Below are 26,049 nucleotides of genomic sequence, written 5' to 3' on the forward strand. Positions count from 1 at the left end.
ACAACGTTAAAACTTTTATTTGTTTATATATTCAATAGCCGGTAAAGAAATCCTTTCACCAATGGGGATATCCCTGTAATATTCATTATCTTCCCCATTCATTTCCCAGCCATTTTCTCCATATTGCCAGTGGGCGTTGCAATCGCCATTCTGGTCAAATTGAAGCAATCGTATCTTGTATTTATCCGGTTCAACAGTTATCACAATCTTGTTACTTTTTCTTTGGGGCCAGCAAACACTTACCTTTCCGCTCTCGTTTCTTACTTCAAGTCTTGATCTGTTCCAGTCTATCCACGGAGGAAGCAAGAGGCTGATCTGGCTTTCGTTCTCTGAAAGATACTCGAATGGTTCTTTTGCATCGATACGAGTCATCTTGATGCTTTTTTGAATAGTCTCGGTTGCTTCCTCTAGCCCGGACATCTCACAGGCCATTAAGACTATTTCACAAAGATCACTAAAATCGCTTCTGGGAACAAGAATACATATCACTGTTTCCCATATCCGCCTTATATCATTAAGACTTAAGCCTGATGTAAAGTACATCATCGGTAGCATTTCGCTCACCAGACTGCTATTAATATGAACTCCGCCCAGGTCGTTATTTACAGAAGGAACAGATGCTGTCGGTACATAATATTTTCCTCCTGCATACCTTGGCTGACCATGAAGTTCAGGATAGATCAGATCCCTGATAACATTCCCGGTGCTTTGGCCCATTGCAAAGACGGTATCCGGATTCACATCAATGCCTTCTTTTTCATAATGCATTATCTCGATGCACTCACCCATTATGTCGCTTATAGCTTCATTTATAACTCCCTGTTCATTCTTGTAGATCACATTTTCTATTGCAGTAGTTGTGACCGCGTGGGTGTATTCATGTCCAACCACATCCAGAGCCCTGTTGTAATTGTTGGCTCTTGTGGTTGCTGTAAAAATGTGTACATTCTCCATGCACCCCAGATAACAGAGATTATCTATAGGCTCATGATTTTCTTTCTGATAATCCATTAAAAGAAGGATTGGCGCCCTCAGGCCATCCGGCCCATACCTTCCAAGCTCAGCATAAAAATCATAGGAAACTATATAGTTGTGATAAGCGATTATCGTATCTAAGTCCCAGTCATCGTTTGTCTTTGAGCTTAAGATCTGAATCCTTTTGTTATATGCAAATTCATAATAATCTGCGCATAGAATCCGCCTTTTGCTATCCTCCAGATAATATTTTCCTTCATCCTCTGTTACCGGTACTACAACTTCTTCAACCTTGCCATTAGCATCTTCATAGCTTGTCTGATAAGAATGTGTTATGCTCCTCTTGAACCATTTATTAAAAATAGAATAGTCTCTTTCGTCATCCTGCCCTCTCTTGACATAAGAGGGAGCTTTTCCAAGATACTCTCCGTTTAACGAAACATAGTGTTCCAAAAATGGAGCTTCGACACCGTCCTTATTTGATTCAGGATTATTGGATATTACTACAAAAACCTTGGTGCAATACTCTTGAAGTGTTATGGGATCTGTCTGATATTTGAAAGTCTTTTCTGTCTCTGGAGCAAGAAAATATTCCTTATCTGCTTCGTTTTCATCAAGATAATCTCTCACTATCTCTATCGCGACAGTATCATCGATCACATTTCCCTTTGGTGCATAATATGGGACAAGAGATGATGTGAGTCCAAGCATATATCCATCTTTTAAAATAAACTTGACTACATTTGAAGTTACTGTGTCACCCTCAAGTTTTTCTGTGAATATGGCATATTGATAATTGTAATCATCTAAAAGTGCTGTTGTGAAAACAAGCTCTATATCACTACTTGCAGTAAGCGCGGGTTTCAAAAACTCCAATGCGTTTTCATAATCTGACATTCTTTCGAACTTTTTTTCACTTACAGTTCCTTTTAAAAACGTTATATACCCATAGTCATCAGTAACAGTTACAAGCGAATCTCCGTTTATTCTCCTAAGCTCATCGTAAATCTTGCTTATTGCTTCGGTATCGGCATTTTTATTGTTTAAAACGAGCTGTGTATCTTTTGTTTCGCCTGTGGCATCAGTTACGCTCTCTTCTTCACTGTTTGCTACAGTGCTGCTATCATCGTAAGACTCGTAGTTCTCATTTATTCTGGTTTGGCTCACACACCCAAAAAGATTGCTGAAAATAACGAGAACTACTCCTGCTATACAGACAATCTTTTTATTCATTGTCAGTTCCCCTGCGCTATAGCTGTAATAATATTTGTAGCTGCTGTAGAAAGCTCAGGCTTGTCATTTTTGTTTATTACAATTTTTAAATTCTCTATTCCCTCGTCAATCTCACCATTTGATATCTGGCAAACTCCAAGGTCGTAATAAAGATCTGTATCTTTTTTGCCCTGCTCATCAGCTTTCTTGAAATCTGCTGCAGCCTGTGCGTACTGCTCAAGAGCCATTTTATTTATGCCTCTGTAATATAGAAGTTCGCTGTCATCGCCATTTTCAAGGATTTCATCCAAGTGGTCTATGCTTGCCTTGTAATCCTCCAAATGAAGATAGGATAAAGCAGCTATATATCTGCAAAGATTTTCATTGCTAAGATTTTCTCCATCTTCTGCATTGACAACAGTTTTCAAATCGCCAAGATATCCCAGATAATTCTCTGCATATTTGGCTCCATTTTCATAATCTTTTCCGGAAAAAGAAGCAATTGCAGTCTGCAATGAGATTCCCAGCTTGTCTTCAAACCCGAATTTGTCTGCGCTGATAAAATCAGAAGCTGCCGCTGTATACTCTTCAAGCTGAAGATTGCTAAGGCCTCTTACGTAATAAAGGGCTCCACTTACCTCTTCGGAACTTCCAAGGCAGATATCCGCTTCATCAAGCGACTCCTGATACCTACCGACGTTGTAATACAGCTCTGAAAGAAGCTCATGAAACTGCTCTTTTACCGCAGCATCATCAATACTGCTTAAAAGCGTATTCGTCTTCTCAATGGCGCTTTCATAATCCCCGGCATTGATATCTTTCCTAAGATCAGCATATTCATCCAATATGCTGTTTTCTTCGGCAAGATTGTACTCGCCCGCATTCTCCTGGCTTTTTTGTTTCAGGGCTTCATCTGAGCTCTCAATATCGGGATACAAATCTTGTGCTCTGGCTCTAAGCAGGCTGTATCCTACTGTCGTAATAATTAGGACGCCTGCTAATACCCCTGCCAGAATTCGGAAATTTTTTCGTTCATACCACTTACTTTTTTCCATAATTTCCATTTCATTCCCTCTTTTCGCAAACAATTTCTACACGTACACACGTTAATTATATAATCGCCTTTCCGTCAATAATATTATTAGAATATAAAAAATAAATTAGATTTTTATAAAAAATAAAAAACAGCAGCCCCGTAAATCCGCTACAGGTCTGCTGTCTGGTAAATTTAATATTTTTCTAATTTATAAACTGGATATTTAATTTCATTTTTGAAAATATTTATGATATAAATTATCCGAAGAAAATCTCTATTCCGATACCTATAAGAATAAGTCCACCGATAATCTTTGCGTTACTTGCAAGCTTGGTTCCAAACTTGATTCCAAGTTTAAGGCCTGCATAACATACAACGTATGTCACACCACCAATAATAAGGGCACTTATCAGAACCTGGATTGTTCTGTACTGAGAAATCGTGAATCCTACAGACAAAGCATCAATTGATGTGGCTATTCCCTGAAGAACCAGGAGTTTGTTGGATATAGCGCCTTCATTAGGGTCAATTCCGTATTTTTTGCACTCGGTTATTGTGCATGCCATACAGTTGTGATCTCCGGTGCAGTTTCTCTCTGCCATTTTTTCCTGAATACCTTCAATCAGCATCTTGCCTCCTATTATGGCAAGAAGTATAAGTGCGATCCAGGGAATAAACTTCTGAAATCCCGTAAAGAAATTCACAGCGTTATGGACTAAAAACCATCCGATCACAGGCATCATAAACTGAAATCCAGCGTAGCATCCGGCTATCTGTATTCGCCTCTGCCTGCTCATCTTGGAGTCTGCAAAACCATTTGCTAAAGACACAGAAAAAGCGTCCATGGCAAGGCCAAAGCCCAGCATGACACTGTTAAAAAGAAGTAAAAAATTGCCAGTCATTTCCATCTCCTAAAGTAAAGTGATCACTGACTCAAAGAATATAACCCCAATAAATCTGTAAATGCCCTATAGTATTTAAAATGCATCTGGTTCCACTGTACATTTTTGCCAACACTTGAAATTATCAGAATACAGTCTTTACCATCCTTATCATTAAATCTCAAAAGCACATACGAATATATTTCCAATTCTTTGAGGAAGTTTTTGACACTCTGAGCGTATGGCGGCAAGTTCTCAATCCTGTTCATGACAATAAAGTTCTGATGCCCCAGATACTTTTCTCTGGTGGAATCGCTATTTAATACGCCAAGCATAAAATCGCGTGCTTCCTGATTTCTTTCAACAGAAGAGCCTGTGGAATATCTCAGATAAAAAGGCTGTCCCACAAAAAGAGTCAAATGCTGAAAATCAAATATTTCTGCGAATTCATCAAGCATATGCTCCAAAGTGCTGCCATTTCCGTGAAGTGTCATATCGAACATTTTAACTATAAAATCTCCATATGACAAGTCTCGTTCATTTATTTTCCTGGCACTCTTGCGGCTATTTCGAATTGATTCCAAGGTGCCGTGCTTTTCCAGAGTATAAAATACATACCTGTTCCTGCCTTTATCCTTGGCAGTATAAAGACAATAATCCGCAAGCATAAAAAGATCATCATAGGAATCTGCATCGTTTGGGAATGTAGCCGCGCCAATAGATACCGACAAAGTCTTGTCCTCTCCAAGATTTTTATCGGCAAAGGTTACTCTGACCAGGTTTTTAATATTTTTAAGTTTGGCACGAAGTTCCTCTTCTTCAGTAAGATGGTAAAAGACAACAAGGAATTCATCGCCGCCAAAACGACCGGCAATGCCATCATTTCCCACTTCAGATGAAATAATGTCAGCAATTTTCTTTAGTACTTCATCACCATACTGGTGCCCATAAATATCATTGACACTCTTAAAATAGTCTATATCTATTATTGCCAGCGTAGTTCCTCTGAGCCTTCTCTCATCTATCCTCTCTCTTGCGATCCTGATGATATCGGTTTTATCAACAAGCCCTGTAAGTGAATCATGCTTAATACTTGCAGCTGCCGTCTTCATCTTATTATGCCCAAGGTGAATATGCCCGACAACGCCCTCTGTTTCTTTATCATAAAAAACAAAGGCTTCTTCCAAAAGTGTATAAACCACGTTGATATCATCATTTATAAGATTGGAATCAATCCTGACAGAAGAACGCCCTGTCTTTGATTTTATCTGCCCGATAAAGCTCTTTATGCTGCTTCGTTGTCTTCCCTTTGCACGTTTAATTAAAAGCTCCTCAAAGTCACTTAGTGAATATATTCCGGCATCAAATTCAGCCATCTCCGTGTTAAAAATATTTATGGTATCTTTTACCGGATTATACTCAAAAAATATATCTTCAAAAAGATCCAGCTGCGCTTTATAGGCACAGTTCTGCCTTTTGACCATCTCATAGTTATCCATAAGATCAGCGATATTTACCAGTACCAGCTTTATCATATCACTGTCATTTTTATTTGAAGCCTTGACGTAATAAAGATGCCATCCTTCCTCATCAACTATTTTTGTTGGAAACCAGGTGTCATTTGCAAGCTCCAGATTCTTTATAAATGATTTTTTTACATCATCAGTAACATAACCTTCAATCGCAGTAAGTGTGTCACTCTTGAAAATACTATATCCTTCGGCATCTGCAGAAAAAATCTGATGATTCTCTTTTGAAATCATGATCTCATGGAATGGTCCGCTCTTCATCTCTGTACGTCCTCATTAACATTATGATGGAGGGAATCAATAATTTCCCTCGATGACTAAAATTACCCCATCGCAATAGTAATCATCCAGAATACGCATAATATCAACAATATTATAATTCAAAAAAGCCCACTGATAAACGTAATGCAGTAGGTTTTTAGACTATTTATAAAGTTTTAATTAAATAAAAAAAGACATTAAAAACGGGCATCCATTATCTTAATGAACACCCGTCCTTAATTCTGATTTTCCAAGGGACTATTCCTCGTCTTTCTGTAGCTATCTTAAAGCTACCCTTATTTATATAAATCACACCCCTTTAGCGACTCCTTGACATTCCCTGGCTCCGATGAAGCATCGCCACCCTCGCTGTAAATGTCAGTCGCTCCGAAAACCACTGCTCGTCTTCCGTGAAGCATACGCCACTTGGACTGCTTAGGTTTTATCTTCAATGTGATTGTATATATAATATAGCATCTGTACCACATTTTGTCAACCACTTTAATGTCATTGTTTGTATTTTCTGACTATTTAGACATTTCCGATGTTTATGCGGATACAATTCCGATCTAAATGTATATTGGTGTCTTGCAAATCATTTTCTCACGAAATATGTAACACAGTGCACATTTCTGTATCAACCAGCAACGTAAACTTGCCACTATTTTTTTTTTAAGGTATCATATAGTAGGATTTTAAACATTTTTTGATTAAGAATCAAAGAATGGATAATATAATTACTATGAAAGGAAAATTATGGAAGATTTTATTTTAAGTTGCTGCTCTACTGCTGATCTTGAACAGCAACATTTTGAAAAACGCAATATAAAATATGTTTGTTTTCATTTCCAATTAGATGGAAAGGATTATCCTGATGACCTCGGCAAATCCATTTCATTCAAAGAATTCTATAACAGCATGGCAAATGGAGCCATGACTCAAACTTCTCAGGTAAGTGTAGGAGAATACATCGAATATTTCGAACCTTTCCTCAAGGAAGGCAAGGATATCCTTCATCTCACATTAAGTTCAGGCATCTCAGGCACATTAAATTCAGCTATCATCGCCAGAAACCAGTTAAAAGAAAAATATCCGGACAGAAAGCTTTATGTTGTTGATTCACTTGCTGCTTCAGCAGGATTTGGACTTCTTATGTACAAGCTTGCAGATTTAAGAGACGAAGGCATGAGCATCGACGCCCTGTATCAATGGGCAGTTGACCACAGACTTGAATGTCAGCATTGGTTCTTTGTATCTGACCTCAAATACCTGGTAAGAGGCGGTCGTGTTTCCAAGGTTGCAGGCGCAATAGGAAATGTACTTAACATCTGTCCTCTCTTAAACGTAGATTATCAGGGAAGACTTATAGTAAGAGCCAAAGTCAGAAGAAAGAGCGCTGTTATGAAAGCCACAGTCGATAAAATGGCTGAACTTGCAGAAAACGGTCTTGATTATGCAGATGATTGCTTTATCTCTAATTCAGACTGCTACGATGACGCAAGAGCTGTTGCAGATCTTATTGAAGAAAGATTTCCAAACCTCAAAGGAAAAGTTGAGATATTCAGTATCGGTACTACTATCGGAAGCCATACAGGCCCAGGTACTGTAGCACTCTTCTTCTGGGGAAAACAGAGAGTTGATTAATAAAAAGAAGGTTGTTTTTTACTCACAAGGTGAGCTGAAAACAACCTTCTTTATTATGCATATAAACTTTTTAGCCTATAAGCAACTGATGTGAACCATAACTGTCGATAAGATCAGTAATCTTCTTATCATCACCAATTACAGTAACATCAAGTGGTTTAAATAAATTTAGTGATAATAAACCTACGATTGACTTTCCGTCAATGTAGCTGTGTCCATCCTGAACATCAATCTCACAGGATGACTTTGAGTTCATGTTAATGAACTGCACGATCTGGGATTTACACCCCAATGAAACCTTTACTTCTTTTCTCATTTCTATCCCTCTCTCATAAGACGCAGACTCATGCTTGCGACAGAGATTATGATAACACTTTGTGAACGAAATGTGAACGGTTTAAATTATTAAAAAATTATAAATTTAACAATTAATAGTTTCCGTGAAACCGCTTACAGTGCCTTATTCCGAATACACCCGTTTGATTAATCGTTTCTGAAAATCATTCTCAGGCATCGGGTTGTCATACAAAAAACCTTGTGCATAGTGACATCCAACGCTCTTTAACAAGTCAACCTGCTCAGGCTTTTCTACCCCCTCTGTGAGCACTTTAATATTTAATTCTTCAGCCATTCTGACAATATTTTTCAAAACGATTTCATCATTTTCGCTCACACTCTCATTATTGATAAAAGACCTGTCGATTTTTATCACATTTACAGGGAAATCCCTTAAGCTCGAAAGTGATGAATAGCCCGTTCCGAAATCATCTATTGCAGTATCTATACCTTTTTCTTTTAACGAAATCAAAAAATTAGTCATAAGGAGACGCTCATCTTCATTAGCTGTCTCAGTAACTTCAATCTGAATCCATTTTCTGTCAATGCCCGTTTCATCTATAATCCTGACAATTTCTCTTGCCAGATGACTGAAATTTAAGTCCCTCCTTGAGAAATTAACCGAAACAGGCACAGGTTCAATCCCATTTTCCTTCCATCCCTTGATAAATTCACAGGTCTTTTTCAAAACATAAAGATCAAGTGTCGCCACCATTCCTTCCTGCTCAAGAATCGGAATAAATTCTGCCGGATATAATACTATGCCATTGCAAAACCATCTCACAAGTGACTCTGCGCCGATAAGTTCTCCTGTGAACAAATCCACTTTAGGCTGAAGGTATATTCTAAATTCATCATTTGCAAGTGCTTCCTCGTACCTGTCCTCTATCTGTTTTTGGCGATAAATACGTGTGCTCATGGCCTTATTTACAAAAACATACGGCTTGTTAGCAACATTTTTAGCATAGCTAAGGGCCATACCTGCCCTCGAAATAAGCTGTCCCGGCTCTTTTAAGGATTCATCCACCGCATAAACTCCGATTACCGCTGCAATATGAAGTTCTTCTCTCTTACCGTTTTTTATCCCATAAACCGGAACAGAAGAAAGAAAATCCAAAAATTCCCTGGTTCTCTCTTTTTTTATAAGGGCAGTATAATTGTCTCCTCCAAAATGCGCCACCATCTCACCCTTATCGCAAAAGGCTTTCAGCTTCTTAGCATAGCGCTTCATTATTTCATCGCCCTCTGAGAGTCCATATCTCCTACTGATGAGCCCATAGCTTTTCAAATTAAAATAAAAAGCATCATACCCCATTATCTCCCTGCTCTCAAAGAGCTTTGTGGCATAAGCAATAAACCCGCCGGAATTTGGAAGTCCGGTCAGATACTGGGTAAGTGCGCTGTCCTTCACCGCCTTTTCTAAAAGAAACCTTTCCATATGAATGATCAAAATATCCATCACTATGGCAAAGCTCTTATATTCTTCTTCATTCCAGCTTTTTCCATCATAAAGATAAATGTTGTAGGTAACTGTTTTCTTACCGGCAACATTATGCTTAAACAGATAGTCAGGAGCCTCTTTTTCCTGCACAGGGCCAAATAGTGGAATAACTACATCGGGCTCTCCTGCCTGGTCTGACTCCTTAAAAAATGAAATTACAGCTACGATAGAGCGAAGTGAATACTCTTTGGATATATCAGATAACGCTCCGGGTGATATTTCCGGTGTTAGTTCTTCTTCAGACAATATCTGAACAAAGTTAGCAAAGCTTCTTTCAAATGTCATCTAGACTTTCCCCACATTTATATAGAACACCAATAGAAACAAAAGAGAAATCAGTTTTTTTGCGTACAAATAATGCATCTGCCGTTTAATGTATATAGATATAATATACTTTTTTTCGATAAAAAGAAACAAGAAAGAGCGTCAATAGTGGTACAAAAATAGCTGTGATCAAATGATAATCATTTAATCACAGCCACTTTATTTTAAATGTCTAACGAAGAAATGAATTATTTCTTGTTTACAAGATCCTTAAGAGCCTTACCAGCCTTAAACTTAGGTGCTACTGATGCAGGAATCTTAATTGCTTCGCCAGTCTGAGGATTCTTACCTGTTCTAGCTGCTCTCTTTGTTGTCTCGAATGTACCGAAGCCTACGAGCTGAACTTTGCCTTTCTTCTTAAGCTCCTTTGTAACTGTCTCTGTGAATGCATTGAGTGCTGCAGCAGCATCCTTCTTAGAAAGGCCAGCTTCCTTTGCAATTGCATCAATAAGTTCTGTCTTGTTCATTTAATTTCCCTCCAAAAAGAAATATTTTTCTTACATTGCCCATTCTACCACTATTTTATGCACATAACAACATAAAAATGCCGAAAAATACGCAAAAAACTCAAATTGTAACAAATTTTTTAGCTGATTTATCGAATTTCTTCGTTTATAATACAGTTTTACATCACAAAATTTCCTGGAATCCCGGTCTGTATAGATGTCTCGGAATACCATCAACCATGATCGGACCTACATCGCCCTGGATAAGAGGTCTTACATAAGTAATAAATTCATTAGTTACATATGTGCCGTCCTTGTTGATCCACTCTCTTGGAACTGTACGCTCATCATTGGCAATCTTGTGAACATCCTTAACCTCTGTACCTGCCTGATAAGGATCATCTGATAATCTCTCAATGACTACCATCTTTCCGCTGTCGCCTTCATCAGCAGCCTTCATGGCAGCACCACCAACTTCATAGGCCTCAAGGATATCAACTCGTGATGCACAGTGGCTTGCAGCTCTCTGAAGAGTTGAAAGCTCGATAGCACGAGTCTTACATCCACATTCCTGTGCAACAACGTCACAGAGATATCTGGCTGTTCCTGTAAGCTGCTTGTGACCAAATGCATCAACATATTCGATGTTATTGCCAAGTTCGCTGACATACTTGCCATCTTTTGTTCTGATACCCTCAGAAACTGCTACTACGATAGATGCCTTATTCTTAAGAAGTCCTTTGATTTTCTTAATGAATGCATCCATATCAAAAGGAAGCTCAGGAAGGTAAATAGCATCAGGTCCATCACAGTCTTCGCCCTTTGCAAGAGCTGTAGCGCCTGTAAGCCATCCTGCGTTTCTTCCCATTACTTCTACAATAATAACCTGTCCGTTACTTGTTTCAAGTGACCAGCTGTCTCTGATAATTTCCTTTACAGAGGTTCCTATATATTTTGCTGCTGAACCGTAACCAGGTGTATGGTCTGTAAGTGCAAGGTCATTATCTATTGTCTTGGGGCAACCAACAAATCTGATATCTGATCCTGTAATAATGGCATAATCAGATAGTTTTTTGATAGTATCCATTGAATCATTTCCACCGATGTAAATGAAACAATCGATCTCAAGTTTAACAAGAATCTCAAAGATCTTTTCGTAAATTTCTTTGCTCTCAAAAATCTCAGGAAGCTTATATCTGCATGATCCCAGATAAGCTGAAGGTGTTCTCTTTAAAAGCTCGATATCAAGACCGCTCTGAATGTGATCAGCAAGATCTACATATCTGCCTTCCATAAGTCCCTGAACGCCATGGATCATGCCATATACCTTCTGGTATCCACGATCGATCGCAGTTCTGTAAACTCCGGCAAGAGATGAATTGATAGCTGCTGTAGGGCCTCCCGATTGTCCTACAATTACGTTTCTTTTCTTTTTTTGTACCATTAACCCCTATCCCCTTTCAACAAAATTATAGTTACTTCGCATTCCTATGTAGTAATAAATAATACTCTTTATATTATATTCAAAAAAACGTACAGTGTCACTAAATTTTCTAAAACGTTTTCGCGAAATATCAGTTTATGAGTTTAAAACTCATTTTTACCGGATTATGATCCGAAAACTTAAACTGAGTATCAATTGTAGTGACTGCGTAAATCTGAATATTTGACGAAACTATAAAACCATCCAGAACATAGTATTGGAAATGCTCAGGATCTTTTAAAGACGCGTCAGCAAGAGATTTATCCAAAGACCTGCAGGTAGGCAGAGTTGCATCCGTAACAAACTGCAAACTGCTGTCAAAATCAGAGGTATCAATTTTGCCCGGCTTCCATTCAACACCAAGCTGAGGATATGCGCTTATATCTATGTTGGAAAATACCTGGTTAAAATCCCCTCCTGCTATTACATAGTTCCCCTTATCAATCTCCTCCTTTAACAGGTTCTTTAGCATATTGGTCTGCGCAATCTTACCTTCTCCCTCATCATAGGCCTCAAGATGAAGATTTATCAGCACAAGTTCCTTATCTGAACCCTCGATTGGAAATCTGCTCTCCAACAGACACCTCTTTAAGTTGATCGTACTAAGAGGCCATTTAAACGGAGACGGAAGTTTCAATCTCGAAGCCTCACTTACTTCAAGTGTCGACAAAGTGATAAGTCCCGCATGTACTCTTCCGATAGGCGGAATTGGAAGCGGCACATAGGATACATTGAAATTTGTTGCATACATATCCTGAGAAGAAAGGACAGCGCTGTTTCCATTCTCCTTGATGTAATCAAGCTCATCGATAAAATACGATCTTGATGAATTTCTATCAGTTTCCTGGAAAAGCATGATATCAGGATTTTCAGCATCTATAGTCTTTGCTATACCTTTTAGATTCTCCTGAACCCTGTTCTTATCGGCGCTGTAGACCATTTTACCGCCATCCATAAAAAAGTCTGCATTATCGCCAAGAGCTCCATAGCCAAGGTTCCATGTCATCATAGTAAGTGGCTTGTCAATACTCAGAGTGCCACTACTTTTTCCTTCTATTTCTACAATCTCTACATCAGCAGGCTTGTATTCATCAATAGTAAGATATCCAACAAGAGTAGCTACTAAAAATACCAAAACAAGCAATATAGCTCCAAGCACATGCACAAATTTCTTCATGATCGACCTCACCAAAAAGGGACAGCACTTTCTTACTCATTATAAGCAATAAGTAAGAAAGAACCGTCCCTATCACTTATCTTCTCACAGTTCTCTCTGCAAAATATCAGAAGTCTTCTTCCTCAAAAGCAATTCTTTTTCCATGGGCAGTTCCAAGCCTGTAGGCAACCCCGATGACCACCAGCGCAAAAGCCGCTACTGCAGCGCATTTGATGTAAAACTTCTTTTTGTTATCATCGAAGCTGTTCCAGATCTTGATGCCCTTGTTAACAGTCTCCTTGCATACCTCAATAGTATCGTCAATTACTTTAACCATATCCATAACCGCCTTACCCCCGTAAAGTTTGTTACCCTATATTATTCATTGTACTGCTTAGCATGCTTTTCCTCAAGTTTTTTTAGAACAAAGTCTCTCCACACAATATCGATAATTGCTGCAAATGGAATGGCTAAAAGGATTCCTGAAACACCAAAAAGTCTTCCTCCAAGAACAATTGCAACCAGTATCATAAGTGGAGATACTCCGAGGCTCTCACCAAAGAGTCTTGGCTTTAAAATATATCCGTCAACGGTCTGTAGCACAATCGTAAAAATAAGGAATGACAGTGCATACAACGGATTGACCAAAACCAGGATAAATCCCCCTATAACAGCTCCTACAATAGGACCGAATGTGGGTGCCAGATTAGTTATTGCCACGATTACAGAAATAAGAACTGAGTAAGGCATTCCTGCTATCAGCATAAAAAAGAAATTCACTATTCCAACAAGTATTCCGTCTACTATGTCAAAGCTAATATATCTTATAAGGATTCTGTCACATTTTTCAAGGAAAAGAGCTGCATTTTCATGTGTCTGTGGCTTCATGATGAGCCCTGCAAGTCTTGAAACTCCTTTTTTTAATCTGTCCTTATCAAGGAGCAGATAGATTGCCAGAATAAATGCTATTACAGCCTCAAAGAAACCTTTTCCCACATTAGCTGAGGTGCTCACAACACTCCCCATATTATTGGTGAAATAGTTGCTGACATGATTCAATATTTTGTCTCCAATATTAGTCAGTGTACTGATCTCAACCCCGAGCATACTACCTGCATTGCTGCTTCCAAGCCCTTCAAGAAGCTGAGAAAGCGTAGCTACATAACCTTCAACGTTATTGGCAAAGGTTACAACACTGTCTACCAGCTGTGGAATAAGTGCCACAAAAAGAAGTACCACCGCAAGAATTATTACAACCAAAGTACACGCCACTGACAATTTCCATCTGGTCTTTTCATTCTTTAGTTTTTTAAATACCTTGTCATTAAAAGTCCTTGCAAGAGGGTTAAAGATATATGCAACAATTATGCCGCTTACTACCGGTTTTATAAAGCTATAAAAAGAACCAAAGCATGAAATAATTGAAGGCAGGTTTGAAATGACCATGTAAAGAATTACAGCTGAACACGTCGCGATCGTATAGCCTACCCATTTTTGTTTTGTCCACTTTCCCTTAAAAAACATAAGTTTCCTCCGTTATCATCTAAAACTCGATTAACGACATTTGTCCCCTCATAATAGTATTATACAACTTTATTCTGTTTTCGTTCATAAAGGAAAAAGCAGCCATATGAAATGACTGCTTTTAAATCCTGTATTAATCCCAAAATGCCGTTTCCTGTTATTTGACTCCTAGCTAATGCCAGGTGGGTTACCGCAACCACAATCTCTGCCTTCCTCTCCCAAAGCTGGTCTGCGCATGCGCAGGGCCGAAGGCGTGACATTAAAAATGGTGATGTAGGAGTCCCGTTTAAAGTAAATGTAGGTTCAAATTACACAGGAGATGTCGGACATCCCAGGAGAACTACTAGGTAGTTCCTAATTCTTATTATATTCATAACTTCGCATTTTTCAAGGGTTTAAACACCTTTTTCATCAATTTTACACTTATTTAATCAGGGTTTAACTGATGTTTTACTTGACCTGGTCTTTTATTTCATAGTATTTCTCTGCCTTCGGCAACCATAGGCAAGCCAAAAAACACCTTTCTTTTCAAGCTGCGATTTTTTAAAATAAAATATCAGATTTCTCTGGTAGCTTCCTTAAGCCATGCCAATACTTCCTCATCCTTGATAAGAGGGCTTACCTTGTCATAAACTGCCTTGTGATACTTATTGAGAAGTTCCACATGCTCAGGTTTCATATACCTGGTATCAATAGCTTCAAGGTCAATAGGAGCGTATGTAAGATGCTCAAATCCAAGGAACTTGCCGTACTCATTTTCAGAGCGCTCTACTACTTCGATTATGTTCTCAATACGGATTCCGTGGCTTCCTTCAATGTAAACACCGGGTTCATCTGAAACGATCATTCCAGGTTCAAGAAGTGCTTCACTTACTCCCTCAGCATATCTCCATCTAAGACTATGAGGTCCCTCATGAACATTTAACATATATCCGATTCCATGACCTGTTCCGTGATTGTAGTCAATTCCGATATCCCATAATGGTCTTCTTGCATAAACATCAAGATTGCGGCCTGTGCATCCCTCAAGGAAAAGAGCATCTGCCATCTGGAGCATTCCTGCTACAGTTGCTGTATAATGCTTTTTGATCTCATCTGAAATCTCGCCAACAACGATAGTTCTGGTAACATCAGTTGTTCCGCCCATGTAAGTTCCGCCTGAATCTACAAGAAGCATTCCCTGTGCCTTTACTTCTGCAGCATTGTTCTCTGAAGCTTCATAATGAGCCATTGCAGCATTCGCATTATATGCGCTGATAGTAGGAAAAGAAAGTTCAATGAATCCCGGAAGCTCTGCTCTCATACTGTCAAGCTTCATTGCAGCTGTATACTCTGTCATTGGCATCTTGCCAACATTCTTTTTTACCCAATAAATAAATTCTGTAAGCGCTGCGCTGTCTCTTAAGTACACCTCTCTGATATTCTTAAGCTCTGTCTCATTCTTAACTGCCTTCATAAGTTCAGTAGGATCTTTTTCATTCTTCATCTGAACATTGTCAGCTTTGGTCTTATCTGAAAGAGTCTTGAAGGTAAGGAAATTTGTATTTCTCTTATCATAAAGAATATCACCCTCAAATTTAACTGAAGAAATGAAACTCATTATCTCATGGTAATCCTTAAGGACAATGCCAACTTTATCGCAATATTTTCTTACTTCTTCTGTAACTTCTTTTTCCTGAACAAAAAGAATGAATTCGTCCATTGTGATGTATGCATATGAAAGAGCTACCGGATTGCATTCCACATCATTTCCACGAAGATTTGTAAGCCACATTATATCATCAAGCTTTGACAAAAGATGTGCCTTTGCTCCTGCCTTTTCCATCTTAGCACGAACATCAGAAAGCTTTTCTTTAAATGATCTGCCGCAAAGTTCATCAGATAAAACATACATATCGTGGCATGGAAGAGCCGGTCTTTCTGTCCATACTTCCTCTGCAAGATCCTTGTCTATCCTGAAGTTTACTTTTTTATCTGAAAGTTTCTTTTCAAGTCTCTCCCCAATGCTTGTGGATACTACGCGTCCGTCAAAGCCAAGAGTCTGACCTTCTTTCATATTGTCAAAAAGAAATTCCTCAATTGTAGGAACACCCGGGTTCATCATCTTGAAAAGTTCAACCCCTGTTCCCTTCATCTGATTCTCAGCCTGAATAAAGTATCTTCCATCAGTCCACATTCCGGCGTGGTCCTGGGAAACAACCAGTGTTCCGTTAGATCCGTCAAATCCGCAAAAATACTCTCTTACTTTAAAAAAGTCTGCTGAATACTCTGAATTATGAAAATCTGATGTAGGCATCATGTAATAATCAATTCCATATTCCTGCATCTTAGCTCGAAGATTTTTCAATCTTTCTTTTATTACTGTGTTTTCGTAAGACATGTTACTCTCACTCTCCTTCAATGTGTATAATTCAGTTGCCAATTCTGAATTTGTATTTTGCCTATGAAGGCAGCTGAATCATATCGTTCAATAAAATGATACAAGAACTAAAAGTCAAAACGATTGCCAATCATACATGAATCCAGCATGGCCTTTTGTCCCTGCCATCATAATATACCATAACTACAGCGATTAGTGAATGAAGAAATATCGCAGTAAAATAATACAGCATCACCGAAATCACTAGGATTTATCTGCGATGCTGTGTTAGTTACTGCTTTTTAATTTTATCCGATAACGCTTTTAGCGAATTTGAATCCAGTGTAAGAACATTTCCTGAAAAGAAAGTCTTAACCAGCCATACAAAGAATACAAAAACAAGTATAGGAATGATGCATGATGTCACGATCATTACAGCCAATGATTCTAAGAGACTGCTCAAAAATGCCGTCACCTTATCAACTGTATCCGTTGTAATTGTCGTAAATTCATTAAAAAATCCACCTTCGGAATCGCCTTCAATCTCAAGGTCATTGTACTCCTCTACCGCAGAATTTACTCTCTCAGCCTGCGTCTCATAAACCATGTCTGAAAGCTTAACACTGGCCGGAACTATGATAAATAATACAAGACCGATAAGAGCTATTTTCCCGGCTATGGAGTACCAGCTCTGCTTATCAAATATCAAAGCCACACAACATATGAGACACGCGATAGGTATCAGGACTCCAAATGCTATAATGCCGGACATACTTATCAGAAATTTTTCGAGATAGAGTGCACTTAGTATTACAAGAAAATACTTGGAAAGCTCCGCAAGCTGTTCGGCAATAGGGGTGCACATATCTCCCGGCAAAAGTGAAAGAGTCGCTGATGTACCTGCTGCCCCTCCTGACAATGTCATGACAGTGGTGATCTTATCATCTGTCTGCTCTATAGAATGGGTATGATTAAGCGGATTTGCTGCCCATGGTGATATTTTTGTAATAGAAATGATAGCAATTAGTAAAAGGACTGCAATCAGCGCCATCTTCTTAAGATTCATCGCCGGTCCTCCAATCAAATCTAATCTCATATCCTGATGAAGACGGGAAATTATTTATAAAATTCTCAACAAGCTTTTTCGCCTGTTCATCTGATCTTTCAAGTATTCCGTTTTCAAGTGCTTTTTGCTTGGCAACTTTCTCATATTCGGCTAAAGAAGCATTATAATCCTCAATCTTAAGCGGATTCCATAGTGAGTCTTTTTCTGAATAAACCTTAAATGTATCCTTATCGATAGTTACTGCCTGAATGCTCGAATGAGGAATTTCAACTGTAAGAATCTTGTTCTCCTCATCTTTCTTTACCTTTATCTTTTCAAAATTTATTCCCGCCATCACCGCGCCGTCATAACTGTATAAAAGTTCTGACGATGAGTTAAACACACTCAAAAGTTTCTTTTCCTTGGTGTATCTCTCAACCTGGGTAAAATAATACTCCTGGGTTATGAGGATTCCCATGTTCTCGAGGCCGTCCTGGATTGTTTCTGTACTCACGGTAACCAGCACCTTCTCTGAGCTGTCCTTCATCTTAACTTTTTCTATGTCAGATGAAGAAGCAGTCTTACTTTTATCCTTCAGAAATCCCACTCCAAGTATAATAATCGCAATCACAGATATGGTGATTATCGAAAGGTAAATAATGTTTTGCGTCTTTTTTGATAATTCAAACATATAACTCTGCTCCTAGATATAATTTTTCACTTACCGATGACACAACTTACTCAGTCGCAAATACATCTCGTAAGTACGAATATTTTAGGACCTTTTCTGCCCCTAATATCATCAATCCTGTATGATGATATTTGCATGAGGATATGGAACAACGATTCCTGCCTCGCCAAGTGCTGCAAATACCCTTGTATTGATATCATCTTTTAGCACCTCAGTTGCAGTTGGAGGCTCATAGTAAACTGTTACCTTCATCTTAAGAGCACTATCCATAAGGGCAATAAAATAAACCGGTCCATAAATCATATCTCCACTCTTAGATTTTTTGCCCGGAATTGAATATGGACTTTCCTTAACTGCCTGAAAAATTACATCCTTGGTTTTCTCAATATCCGAATTATAGTGAACAGGAAAACTAAACTCCACAGATCTTGGCACATAATCAAAACTTAAGTTCTTAATCGTGGAACTGTTAAGTTTGCTGTTTGGAACCACAAGCCTTACTGTATCTATCAGTACAAGAACCACATGTCGCATGGTAATACTCTCAACAATTCCCGCCGTGCCATCTTCCAACTCTATCCTGTCTCCAAGATCAAATGGCTTATAAACACTTATAAGAAGCCCAGACATAATATCCTTAATAGCATCCTGCGAAGCAAAACCCACAATAGCAGCGATTACAGCAGCACTCCCCAATATAGACTGCTTTATCTGGTCACCTGCAAGCGGCATTATTATGAAAAGAACTATGATGATCAGTCTCAAAAGATTCTCAGTAAATTGAAGCTCGATACTTTTACCTTTCCGCTTTTCAATATGTCTGAAAACTTTCCTGCTTATCCTAATGCACAGCCATGCAAGAAAGAAATATGAAAGAAAAAGTACGACAGCAAATAGAATCCCAATAATTATTACTATTGGAACCATACCGGCATTATCAGCTAACATTCCACCAATATCATCTTTATACATTTCCAAAAGGTCAACAATCCATTTTTCCATAAGTGCCTCCAGAAATCATTACCAGACTATTATCAAGTATCATCAAATTCTTTTCGAAGAGAAGTTTATTTCCAAACATATATCATTGCTTTTTAAGCACTTTACTGTGACACATTATAAATTCATTATACATTCTTTTAATTTTGCGAACAATGTAATAAAATAGCAGCCTCAATCAGGAATCATTATATTCCAGACGTAAGCTGCTGTCCTATATTTTTATATAACAACTATTTTAATAATTATTCCATCAAGCTTTTCCAATCGATTTCTTAAACATATCAGCCGAATAGGTTGTAAAATTATCATCAATCCAACCTATAAATTCGTCAGGTGTGATAACCTTCTGGTCGAAGATTTCAACAATAACATCATCATTTACATCCACAACTCTATTGTACAGAGTAACTATGAGATCATTTAAAAAGACCTGTGTTCCGGTACTTGGCAACTGATCCAGTTCAATGATAGTATCTGTGATTTCCTTGGTGATGTGATGCTCATGTTTGATAGCCTCAAGAAGTTCCTTCTCGTTCTTAACCATAACCTATAGCCTCCTCCAAATGTATATGAATTTTACAATCATATTTTATCACATTTTTGTTATATTGCCTTTAAAAATGCAATTAGTCATTTAGTTTGTTTCTTTTCAGTTTCCAATTCGATTTTTAAATGTTTACTACATTAACCCATTTGCAAGTTTACTATCTGCCACAACATCCCACATCAAAAACTTATCAATCCATCTCATATTGCGAAAATCTGTCACTAAAGAGTACCTTCTTTTGTCATCAGATAACCTTCTGCAGAAGTTATCACTAATAGTATCATTCTCTCTTTTTCCGTGATTGTTAGTAAAGTTTTTACTAATTTCCTCAAATATCTGAACTATAATCTTATTCATGATAAATCCCCTCATTCTTCCCTAAACTATATTATTTACTATAATTTTCATAAATATATGTTATCAGCGTTTTTATCACAAAAGGCGCACACAGTAATTCTTAAGCAAACATTAATAATGTTCGATGGTAAATCTTAAGATTTTAATGTTAGTCTATATCTGTTGCTCATTTCTGAGCCATCAAAATAACGGAACCATCGCCAACGTTGAAGTCCAAAAGATTGGTTATGCTTATACAGGTGAACGAGCATCATGTTATTCAGCAGACCTCTTACTTCGTCAATATAAACGTGTTAGGGACCAGCGAAAAAAGCTTTTTACTTACAAAGATGTTCATCCTGTATATACAATCGTATTTATGGAAAACAGTCCCAGTATTTTCCATGACTATTCTGACTGCTACGTGCATCACTTCCATACTACTTCTAATACCGGCATAAAGCTAAACATGCTGGAAAATTTCATCTTTGTTCCTGTTGATATTTTTCTTAGCAGTCTTCATAATAATGGTATGCGAAATAAGCTTGACGCTTGGCTTACTTTCCTTGGATGTGATGAACCTGAGTATATCGTACAGCTAATTCATAAATATCCTCGTTTCAAAACAATTTATGATGACCTTTATGAAACATGTCTCAATGTAGAAAGGGTGATGCAAATGTTTTCAAAAGAACTCCAGATACTTGATCATAATACTGTTACATACATGATTGATGAACTTCAGGAAGAACTTGATACCACTAAGGATAAGCTTGATACTGCATACACAATCATCGCTGATAAAGACAAAGCCTTATCTAATAAAGATAAAGCTTTAGCCGATAAAGACATCGCTATAGCAAAGCTTCAAGCTGAGCTTGAAAAATACAAAAATCAGAATCGATAAATAGTATAACTTAATCGGTAACAAAGGCTGCCCCACTATTTATTAAGTGAAGCAGCCTTATTTTCACATATATTGCATAAGTTTTCGAATATCATTTTCTGTGGTTGCCCAGTCTGTGGCAAGCCTTATAACTGTATGGTCAGGATCGATTTTTTCCCAGAAACCATATCTGACATGTTCAGACAGAGACTTTAACTTCTCATCCTCCATGATTATGAACTGCTGATTTGTCGGAGAATCAATGAATAGCTTATATCCTCGTTTTACCAACTCTTCTCTTAATAGCTCCGCCATATCTATAGCATTCTTACTGATGTCTAAGTAAAGATTATCTGTAAAAAGAGTATCGAACTGAAGTCCAAGGAGCCAGCCTTTTGCCAAAAGAGCTCCATGCTGCTTTATTATCGGAACGGGATGTCGCGTAGGAACTCCCTTAGGGAATACCACAGCCTCTCCAAACAAGGCTCCAACCTTAGTTCCGCCGATATAAAAAACATCTACAAGTCTTGCGATATCTTCAAGTGTCACATCAGTTTTGGTGCTCATAAGTCCATAGCCAAGCCTTGCACCATCAAGGAAAAGAGGCATATCGAAGTAATGGCAGACTTTTGAGATTTCTTCAAGTTCAGTTTTGGAATATAACGTGCCATATTCTGTAGGATGGGAAATATACACAGCTCCAGGAAATACCATGTGTTCATGGCTTTCATCAGCGTAAAAACTGTCAATAAACTTTCTAAGATCTTCTGCTCTTATTTTTCCAATCTGATCAGAATGAACAGCTACTCCATCCTGCAAGGTAGTATCAAATCTAGGCAAGGTGAGCACCTTATGTCCTGAAAATTCTATCGCACCTGCTTCATGTGCAGCCACATGTCCTGTTGTAGCAGCCACCACGCCTTCATATGGCTCAAGTATCATATCTATCACAGTCTGGTTGGTCTGTGTTCCACCCACAAGAAAAAAGACATCTGCATCCGGACATTTGCAAGCCTTTTTTATCTTATCTGCTGCGCTCTTGCAATAATCATCTGTCCCGTAGCCATTTTGTTGTTCAAAATTTATCTGACTAAGCCTTTCCAAAATCTTGGGATGAGCTCCCTTAGTATAATCGCTGGAAAAAGAAATCCTGTTGTCCATGTTATCGCCACTCCTGTTGTATTTTCTATTATTAAGATGATGTCAGGATTGTAGACGCTCATTACACAGCACAATCCGTGACATCATTTTTGACCTTTTAATCATTACGATATCTATATCAGAGTTCCGGTAGCATACGCAAACATCTCTGAACTCACTTCTAAATGCTAATATCAACGTTTTCTCAAATACACAATGATAATAATATCCGTTCCTACTCAGCTACTTTCCATCCAACAAGCTTTCTCGTCTCCGAATCAAATGAAACACCTATTTTTAATACTTTCCTTGAATCAGCAACAAACGGTAACGCATATTCTTTAGAATCAATTTGTGCAAGAGCAGCGTCTGCTGTATCATCTCTCTTAAATTCAAAAAGATAAATATATTTCTCAGTCTGAATTTTTAAATCTATTCTGCCTGAGAAAGATTGTCTCTCACATTCAGTATATTTTCCAAGTAAAATAAATAGCATGTAAATAACTGACTGAAAATAATGCTCAAACGGATCCGCCTCTTTTGTATATGTTATGCTAGCAAATAATCCTGCAAGTACATCCCTTATATTATCCAACTGCCCATTCTCTATATAGTCATCCAAAGTAAATATGTCCAAACCATTTCCTGCTGTAGCCTTTGGCACATAATACTTTAAAAGACTCTCCAAAAATCCATACGTAACTTCATTATTTGGGAAACAAAGTGTATATCTGTCACGGCGTTTATCATAATCCGCAATAGTCAGATAGCCTGTTTGATAAAGAAGCGGAACAATATCAAGCGAATCTCCTGTATAATCCTTGAGAATAGCTTCATTTGCATAAATAGTTCTATCTGTAAATTTGCGAATATCGAAACCGCTTTGTCTGATTTTACTAAGCAAAAATGTTGGCGTACCGGTTTCAAACCAATATGATCCAAGTTCTTTTGAAAAGAATGCCTTAAGAAGGCTGGCCGGATTAAATATTCCGATGCCATTTTGATGGAAATGATATCCGTCATATTGCATTCTTAGTGCATCAATACATTCTTCCTCTGCCATCCCCTGTTTAGCTGCAAGAGCACTGATCTCCGGCTTAAAATTCTCAAGTATTTCCTTTTGAGTCATTCCACAGATAGCAGAAAAATCCTCATCCAAAGAGATGTCTGTTAATTGATTTAAATCACTGAAAATGCTTACTTTGTGAAACTTGGTCACTCCGGTAATAAACACAAATTGGATATATTCATCAAAACTCTTCAAAGTACTAAAAAAGCCTTTGAATACGTCCTTATTATGCTCTTGCAATCCCCTATCTTCCACAACATCAAGAAGAGGTTTGTCATACTCGTCTACTAAAACAACACAGCGAAGTCCTGACTGCTTATGTGCGGTGCGAAGAATCTCTCTAAATCGTATACTCAGGGAATCACTGTCATTTACAATCTTGTATTTTTCCTCCCATTTACACAAATATTCAGCTAAAATCTTCTCTAAAGCTCCGCATTCCTTATAATTTTGCCCATTAAAATCAAAATAAAAGGTAGGATACTTTTTCCAGGCATCAGGATTATCAGCCTCTAAATCTGCAATCTTTAAACCTTTAAATAATTCCCTTTGTCCTTCCCAATAGGCTTTCATTGTAGATAATAAAAGGCTTTTCCCAAAACGCCTTGGGCGACTTAAGAAGAATGGCACTTTGCTATGTACCATTTTGTATATGTATTCTGTTTTATCAACGTACAAAAAGTTTTCTTCCCTCAATTTAGAAAAAGATTGAATCCCCATAGGAAGTTTTCTTTGCATTTTGGCATCCCCTATCACATGAATTATAGTAATAACTTAGAATTAAGCACTAATAATAAAATACCACACATCATGCCTTTTTTCATCTACAACGGCCTATTTGCTACTGAACCTCTTCCAGCCGGACATTAACATATTTTCATAAGTGCCCTGTATATAGTGCATGATTTCAAGCAGATATAAAACCTATACTCTAACCATAATCATTCAAAACTATGTTATCATTATATTGACAAGCACATTACTGTATACAATTCAGCAGTACCTATACCAACGGATGAATATATCGCAACATAGTACTTTTTTTTTTGGGGGGGGGCAGGCAGCATAGCTCTTTTGCAAAAAGGGAAAAACATTCAGCTTGGAACAGGCGAAGCAGAGATTACTAATGATAAATCTGAATCTGAATAATTCATCATCTTTATAAGGAAAAATAAAAAAAATGGAACATAACGTAAACATTAACGGCATAGAAGTAAATGCCTACTACAGCGAAGACACAATAAATAATATTTTTTTACCGCTTCTTTCAAAAATAACTGCTTTGCAAAAAGAGAAAGACCGTAGGATTCTCGCACTCCTTGCAGCTCCTCCCGGGGCAGGAAAGAGCACTCTTGTGAGCTTTTTAGAGCGTTTATCTAAAGAAAGCCACGATTTTACTGAACTTCAAGCTATAGGAATGGATGGTTTTCACAGAAGGCAGGAATATCTTCTATCCCACAATACAATCCGTGACGGAAAAGAAATCCCAATGGTCGATATCAAAGGTGCTCCGGAAACCTTTGACCTCGAACTACTACAAAGCCGCATCAAAGATGTTATCAGTAAAGAAAAAGTTGGCTGGCCAACCTATGACAGACATTTGCACAATCCCATCGAAAATGCCATAACTGTAGAAAAAGACATTGTTCTTCTTGAGGGAAATTATCTTTTGCTTGATATGGATGGCTGGCGAGACCTTAAAGATTTTGCAGATTTTACTATCTCAATAACTGCGCCTGAAGATTTTTTAAGAGCACGACTTGTAGAAAGAAAAATAAAAAGCGGAAATACACAACAAAAAGCTGAGCAGTTCGTAGATTTCAGCGATATAGCAAACGTAAAGCTTTGCCTGGAAAAAACAATGAAAGCTGACTTGGCATTGCAATTAAAATCAGATAATGATTATTCAAAGCTTAATTAAATAGTTTTAAGTCAAATGCCCCGCAGAAAACTGCGGGGCATTCATATTTTGTGTAAACATGCTTACAGATTGTACTTTGCTGCGATAAGAGGAGCAACCTTTGAAGAACCGATGCGGCTGCAGCCTGCTTCTGCGTAAGCAAGTGCATCTTCTATTGTACGTATTCCGCCTGCTGCCTTGATCTTAACATCAGGACCGATGTGCTTTTTGAAAAGCTCGATATCAGCAAGTGTAGCGCCTGCGCTGCCAAATCCTGTTGAAGTCTTGATGTAATCAGCCTTCACTTCTGTTACGATCTTGCAAAGCTCAATCTTCTCTTCCTCTGTGAGATAGCAGGTCTCGATGATAACTTTAAGAAGCTTATCTCCACAAGATTCACGAATCATCTCAAGTTCCTTTTTAACTTCATCATATCTGTGATTCTTAACATCACTGATATTAACAACTGTATCTATCTCAGAAGCTCCATCAGCAATAGAATCCTTAGCTTCAACAACTTTGGATGTTGCACTGTTATAGCCAAGAGGGAAACCGATTACTGTGCAAAGCTTAAGGTTGTCGCCATACTTCTCATGTACTCTCTTAAGATATGTTTGTGGAATGCATACTGTAGCAGTGCCATACTTAACTGCCTCATCGCAAAGTGAAACGATGTCCTCCCATGTAGCGTTAGCCTGAAGCTGTGTGTGATCAATAAGTTTTAAAATATCTCTTTCTTCCATAGTAGATTCTCCTTTATATAAAA

General features: G+C 38.0%; 23 protein-coding genes and 1 other RNA gene. 3 read left to right on the forward strand and 21 right to left on the reverse strand.

Translation table 11 applies throughout. The features are described from left to right. Positions 1 to 15: 15 nt before the first annotated feature. The 4 genes from BM086_RS02450 to BM086_RS02465 form a co-directional block, all read right to left on the reverse strand. The gene (locus tag BM086_RS02450; RefSeq protein WP_092322865.1) at positions 16 to 2,208 is read right to left on the reverse strand and encodes a M4 family metallopeptidase; all 2,193 of its coding nucleotides are present in this window, start codon (positions 2,206 to 2,208) and stop codon (positions 16 to 18) included. Between the two features lie 2 nt (positions 2,209 to 2,210). Continuing rightward, positions 2,211 to 3,251, reverse strand: a complete 1,041-nt coding sequence (locus tag BM086_RS02455; protein ID WP_092322868.1) for a tetratricopeptide repeat protein — start codon at positions 3,249 to 3,251, stop codon at positions 2,211 to 2,213. Between the two features lie 229 nt (positions 3,252 to 3,480). After that, entirely contained in the window at positions 3,481 to 4,125 is a 645-nt protein-coding gene (locus BM086_RS02460; protein WP_092322871.1) for a manganese efflux pump MntP, read from the reverse strand. A 23-nt stretch (positions 4,126 to 4,148) separates the two neighbouring features. After that, complete coding sequence (locus BM086_RS02465; RefSeq protein WP_092322873.1) at positions 4,149 to 5,894, reverse strand: GGDEF domain-containing protein; 1,746 nt, start codon at positions 5,892 to 5,894, stop codon at positions 4,149 to 4,151. Between the two features lie 756 nt (positions 5,895 to 6,650). Between BM086_RS02465 and BM086_RS02475 the strand changes: the two genes are divergently transcribed. Next, positions 6,651 to 7,538 (forward strand): DegV family protein, encoded by an 888-nt coding sequence (locus BM086_RS02475; RefSeq protein ID WP_092322878.1) that lies wholly within the window; start codon positions 6,651 to 6,653, stop codon positions 7,536 to 7,538. 70 nt (positions 7,539 to 7,608) lie between these two features. Here BM086_RS02475 and BM086_RS02480 read toward each other — a convergent pair whose 3' ends face one another. The 14 genes from BM086_RS02480 to BM086_RS02545 all read right to left on the reverse strand — a co-directional run bounded on the left by BM086_RS02480 (position 7,609) and on the right by BM086_RS02545 (position 20,309). Beyond that, positions 7,609 to 7,854: an HPr family phosphocarrier protein gene (locus BM086_RS02480; RefSeq protein ID WP_092322881.1), complete on the reverse strand. Its 246-nt coding sequence runs from the start codon at positions 7,852 to 7,854 to the stop codon at positions 7,609 to 7,611. 144 nt (positions 7,855 to 7,998) lie between these two features. Further along, the gene (locus tag BM086_RS02485; protein WP_092322883.1) at positions 7,999 to 9,660 is read right to left on the reverse strand and encodes a putative bifunctional diguanylate cyclase/phosphodiesterase; all 1,662 of its coding nucleotides are present in this window, start codon (positions 9,658 to 9,660) and stop codon (positions 7,999 to 8,001) included. Between the two features lie 227 nt (positions 9,661 to 9,887). Beyond that, a complete protein-coding gene (locus BM086_RS02490; protein ID WP_092322885.1) occupies positions 9,888 to 10,166 on the reverse strand; it encodes an HU family DNA-binding protein in 279 nt (92 codons plus the stop codon). Between the two features lie 163 nt (positions 10,167 to 10,329). Continuing rightward, positions 10,330 to 11,589 (reverse strand): 6-phosphofructokinase, encoded by a 1,260-nt coding sequence (locus tag BM086_RS02495; protein ID WP_092322887.1) that lies wholly within the window; start codon positions 11,587 to 11,589, stop codon positions 10,330 to 10,332. A gap of 130 nt (positions 11,590 to 11,719) precedes the next feature. Next, complete coding sequence (locus BM086_RS02500; protein ID WP_092322890.1) at positions 11,720 to 12,805, reverse strand: endonuclease/exonuclease/phosphatase family protein; 1,086 nt, start codon at positions 12,803 to 12,805, stop codon at positions 11,720 to 11,722. Between the two features lie 106 nt (positions 12,806 to 12,911). Continuing rightward, positions 12,912 to 13,127, reverse strand: a complete 216-nt coding sequence (locus tag BM086_RS02505) for a hypothetical protein (RefSeq protein ID WP_092322893.1) — start codon at positions 13,125 to 13,127, stop codon at positions 12,912 to 12,914. 35 nt (positions 13,128 to 13,162) lie between these two features. Next, positions 13,163 to 14,308, reverse strand: a complete 1,146-nt coding sequence (locus BM086_RS02510) for an AI-2E family transporter (protein WP_092322896.1) — start codon at positions 14,306 to 14,308, stop codon at positions 13,163 to 13,165. A gap of 132 nt (positions 14,309 to 14,440) precedes the next feature. After that, positions 14,441 to 14,649: non-coding RNA, 6S RNA (ssrS, locus tag BM086_RS02515), on the reverse strand. Between the two features lie 215 nt (positions 14,650 to 14,864). Continuing rightward, entirely contained in the window at positions 14,865 to 16,688 is a 1,824-nt protein-coding gene (locus BM086_RS02520) for an aminopeptidase P family protein (RefSeq protein ID WP_092322901.1), read from the reverse strand. Positions 16,689 to 16,959: 271 nt separating this feature from the next. Then, the gene (locus BM086_RS02525) at positions 16,960 to 17,733 is read right to left on the reverse strand and encodes a hypothetical protein (RefSeq protein ID WP_092322904.1); all 774 of its coding nucleotides are present in this window, start codon (positions 17,731 to 17,733) and stop codon (positions 16,960 to 16,962) included. After that, positions 17,723 to 18,403, reverse strand: a complete 681-nt coding sequence (locus BM086_RS02530; protein ID WP_092322907.1) for a DUF4230 domain-containing protein — start codon at positions 18,401 to 18,403, stop codon at positions 17,723 to 17,725. Before BM086_RS02530 ends, BM086_RS02525 begins: the two co-directional genes overlap by 11 nt. Before the next feature lie 111 nt (positions 18,404 to 18,514). Next, positions 18,515 to 19,405 (reverse strand): mechanosensitive ion channel family protein, encoded by an 891-nt coding sequence (locus BM086_RS02535; RefSeq protein ID WP_092322910.1) that lies wholly within the window; start codon positions 19,403 to 19,405, stop codon positions 18,515 to 18,517. A 250-nt stretch (positions 19,406 to 19,655) separates the two neighbouring features. After that, complete coding sequence (locus BM086_RS02540) at positions 19,656 to 19,949, reverse strand: hypothetical protein (RefSeq protein WP_092322913.1); 294 nt, start codon at positions 19,947 to 19,949, stop codon at positions 19,656 to 19,658. Positions 19,950 to 20,084: 135 nt separating this feature from the next. Next, positions 20,085 to 20,309, reverse strand: a complete 225-nt coding sequence (locus BM086_RS02545; RefSeq protein ID WP_092322916.1) for a hypothetical protein — start codon at positions 20,307 to 20,309, stop codon at positions 20,085 to 20,087. Between the two features lie 145 nt (positions 20,310 to 20,454). Between BM086_RS02545 and BM086_RS02550 the strand changes: the two genes are divergently transcribed. Continuing rightward, complete coding sequence (locus tag BM086_RS02550; protein WP_175560066.1) at positions 20,455 to 21,195, forward strand: PD-(D/E)XK nuclease family transposase; 741 nt, start codon at positions 20,455 to 20,457, stop codon at positions 21,193 to 21,195. A gap of 63 nt (positions 21,196 to 21,258) precedes the next feature. Here the strand turns inward: BM086_RS02550 and BM086_RS02555 are convergent, their stop codons facing one another. Continuing rightward, on the reverse strand, positions 21,259 to 22,335 hold the full coding sequence (locus tag BM086_RS02555) for a threonine aldolase family protein (protein WP_092322922.1): 1,077 nt from the start codon (positions 22,333 to 22,335) through the stop codon (positions 21,259 to 21,261). 214 nt (positions 22,336 to 22,549) lie between these two features. Then, positions 22,550 to 24,121 carry an ATP-binding protein gene (locus BM086_RS02560; RefSeq protein ID WP_092322925.1) on the reverse strand — a complete coding sequence of 524 codons (1,572 nt, stop codon included), beginning with the start codon at positions 24,119 to 24,121 and terminating at the stop codon, positions 22,550 to 22,552. Positions 24,122 to 24,563: 442 nt separating this feature from the next. Between BM086_RS02560 and BM086_RS02565 the strand changes: the two genes are divergently transcribed. Beyond that, on the forward strand, positions 24,564 to 25,304 hold the full coding sequence (locus BM086_RS02565) for a nucleoside/nucleotide kinase family protein (RefSeq protein ID WP_092322928.1): 741 nt from the start codon (positions 24,564 to 24,566) through the stop codon (positions 25,302 to 25,304). Between the two features lie 62 nt (positions 25,305 to 25,366). On the opposite strand, the gene deoC is transcribed toward BM086_RS02565, so the two are convergent. Then, entirely contained in the window at positions 25,367 to 26,026 is a 660-nt protein-coding gene (deoC, locus tag BM086_RS02570; protein ID WP_092322931.1) for a deoxyribose-phosphate aldolase, read from the reverse strand. Positions 26,027 to 26,049: the final 23 nt, after the last annotated feature.

The sequence above is a fragment of the Butyrivibrio sp. YAB3001 genome, assembly GCF_900112195.1.
Classification (GTDB): domain Bacteria; phylum Bacillota; class Clostridia; order Lachnospirales; family Lachnospiraceae; genus Butyrivibrio.

Coding starts and splice junctions, on each gene's coding strand:
- BM086_RS02450 (WP_092322865.1), bottom strand. CDS start 2,208: ATGAATAAAAAGATTGTCTGTATAGCAGGAGTAGTTCTCGTTATTTTC.
- BM086_RS02555 (WP_092322922.1), bottom strand. CDS start 22,335: ATGGACAACAGGATTTCTTTTTCCAGCGATTATACTAAGGGAGCTCAT.
- BM086_RS02500 (WP_092322890.1), bottom strand. CDS start 12,805: ATGAAGAAATTTGTGCATGTGCTTGGAGCTATATTGCTTGTTTTGGTA.
- BM086_RS02540 (WP_092322913.1), bottom strand. CDS start 19,949: ATGGTTAAGAACGAGAAGGAACTTCTTGAGGCTATCAAACATGAGCAT.
- BM086_RS02485 (WP_092322883.1), bottom strand. CDS start 9,660: ATGACATTTGAAAGAAGCTTTGCTAACTTTGTTCAGATATTGTCTGAA.
- BM086_RS02460 (WP_092322871.1), bottom strand. CDS start 4,125: ATGACTGGCAATTTTTTACTTCTTTTTAACAGTGTCATGCTGGGCTTT.
- BM086_RS02535 (WP_092322910.1), bottom strand. CDS start 19,405: ATGGAAAAATGGATTGTTGACCTTTTGGAAATGTATAAAGATGATATT.
- BM086_RS02505 (WP_092322893.1), bottom strand. CDS start 13,127: ATGGATATGGTTAAAGTAATTGACGATACTATTGAGGTATGCAAGGAG.
- BM086_RS02490 (WP_092322885.1), bottom strand. CDS start 10,166: ATGAACAAGACAGAACTTATTGATGCAATTGCAAAGGAAGCTGGCCTT.
- BM086_RS02510 (WP_092322896.1), bottom strand. CDS start 14,308: ATGTTTTTTAAGGGAAAGTGGACAAAACAAAAATGGGTAGGCTATACG.
- deoC (WP_092322931.1), bottom strand. CDS start 26,026: ATGGAAGAAAGAGATATTTTAAAACTTATTGATCACACACAGCTTCAG.
- BM086_RS02495 (WP_092322887.1), bottom strand. CDS start 11,589: ATGGTACAAAAAAAGAAAAGAAACGTAATTGTAGGACAATCGGGAGGC.
- BM086_RS02530 (WP_092322907.1), bottom strand. CDS start 18,403: ATGTTTGAATTATCAAAAAAGACGCAAAACATTATTTACCTTTCGATA.
- BM086_RS02560 (WP_092322925.1), bottom strand. CDS start 24,121: ATGCAAAGAAAACTTCCTATGGGGATTCAATCTTTTTCTAAATTGAGG.
- BM086_RS02565 (WP_092322928.1), top strand. CDS start 24,564: ATGGAACATAACGTAAACATTAACGGCATAGAAGTAAATGCCTACTAC.
- BM086_RS02545 (WP_092322916.1), bottom strand. CDS start 20,309: ATGAATAAGATTATAGTTCAGATATTTGAGGAAATTAGTAAAAACTTT.
- BM086_RS02480 (WP_092322881.1), bottom strand. CDS start 7,854: ATGAGAAAAGAAGTAAAGGTTTCATTGGGGTGTAAATCCCAGATCGTG.
- BM086_RS02550 (WP_175560066.1), top strand. CDS start 20,455: ATGTTAGTCTATATCTGTTGCTCATTTCTGAGCCATCAAAATAACGGA.
- BM086_RS02455 (WP_092322868.1), bottom strand. CDS start 3,251: ATGGAAATTATGGAAAAAAGTAAGTGGTATGAACGAAAAAATTTCCGA.
- BM086_RS02520 (WP_092322901.1), bottom strand. CDS start 16,688: ATGTCTTACGAAAACACAGTAATAAAAGAAAGATTGAAAAATCTTCGA.
- BM086_RS02465 (WP_092322873.1), bottom strand. CDS start 5,894: ATGAAGAGCGGACCATTCCATGAGATCATGATTTCAAAAGAGAATCAT.
- BM086_RS02525 (WP_092322904.1), bottom strand. CDS start 17,733: ATGAATCTTAAGAAGATGGCGCTGATTGCAGTCCTTTTACTAATTGCT.
- BM086_RS02475 (WP_092322878.1), top strand. CDS start 6,651: ATGGAAGATTTTATTTTAAGTTGCTGCTCTACTGCTGATCTTGAACAG.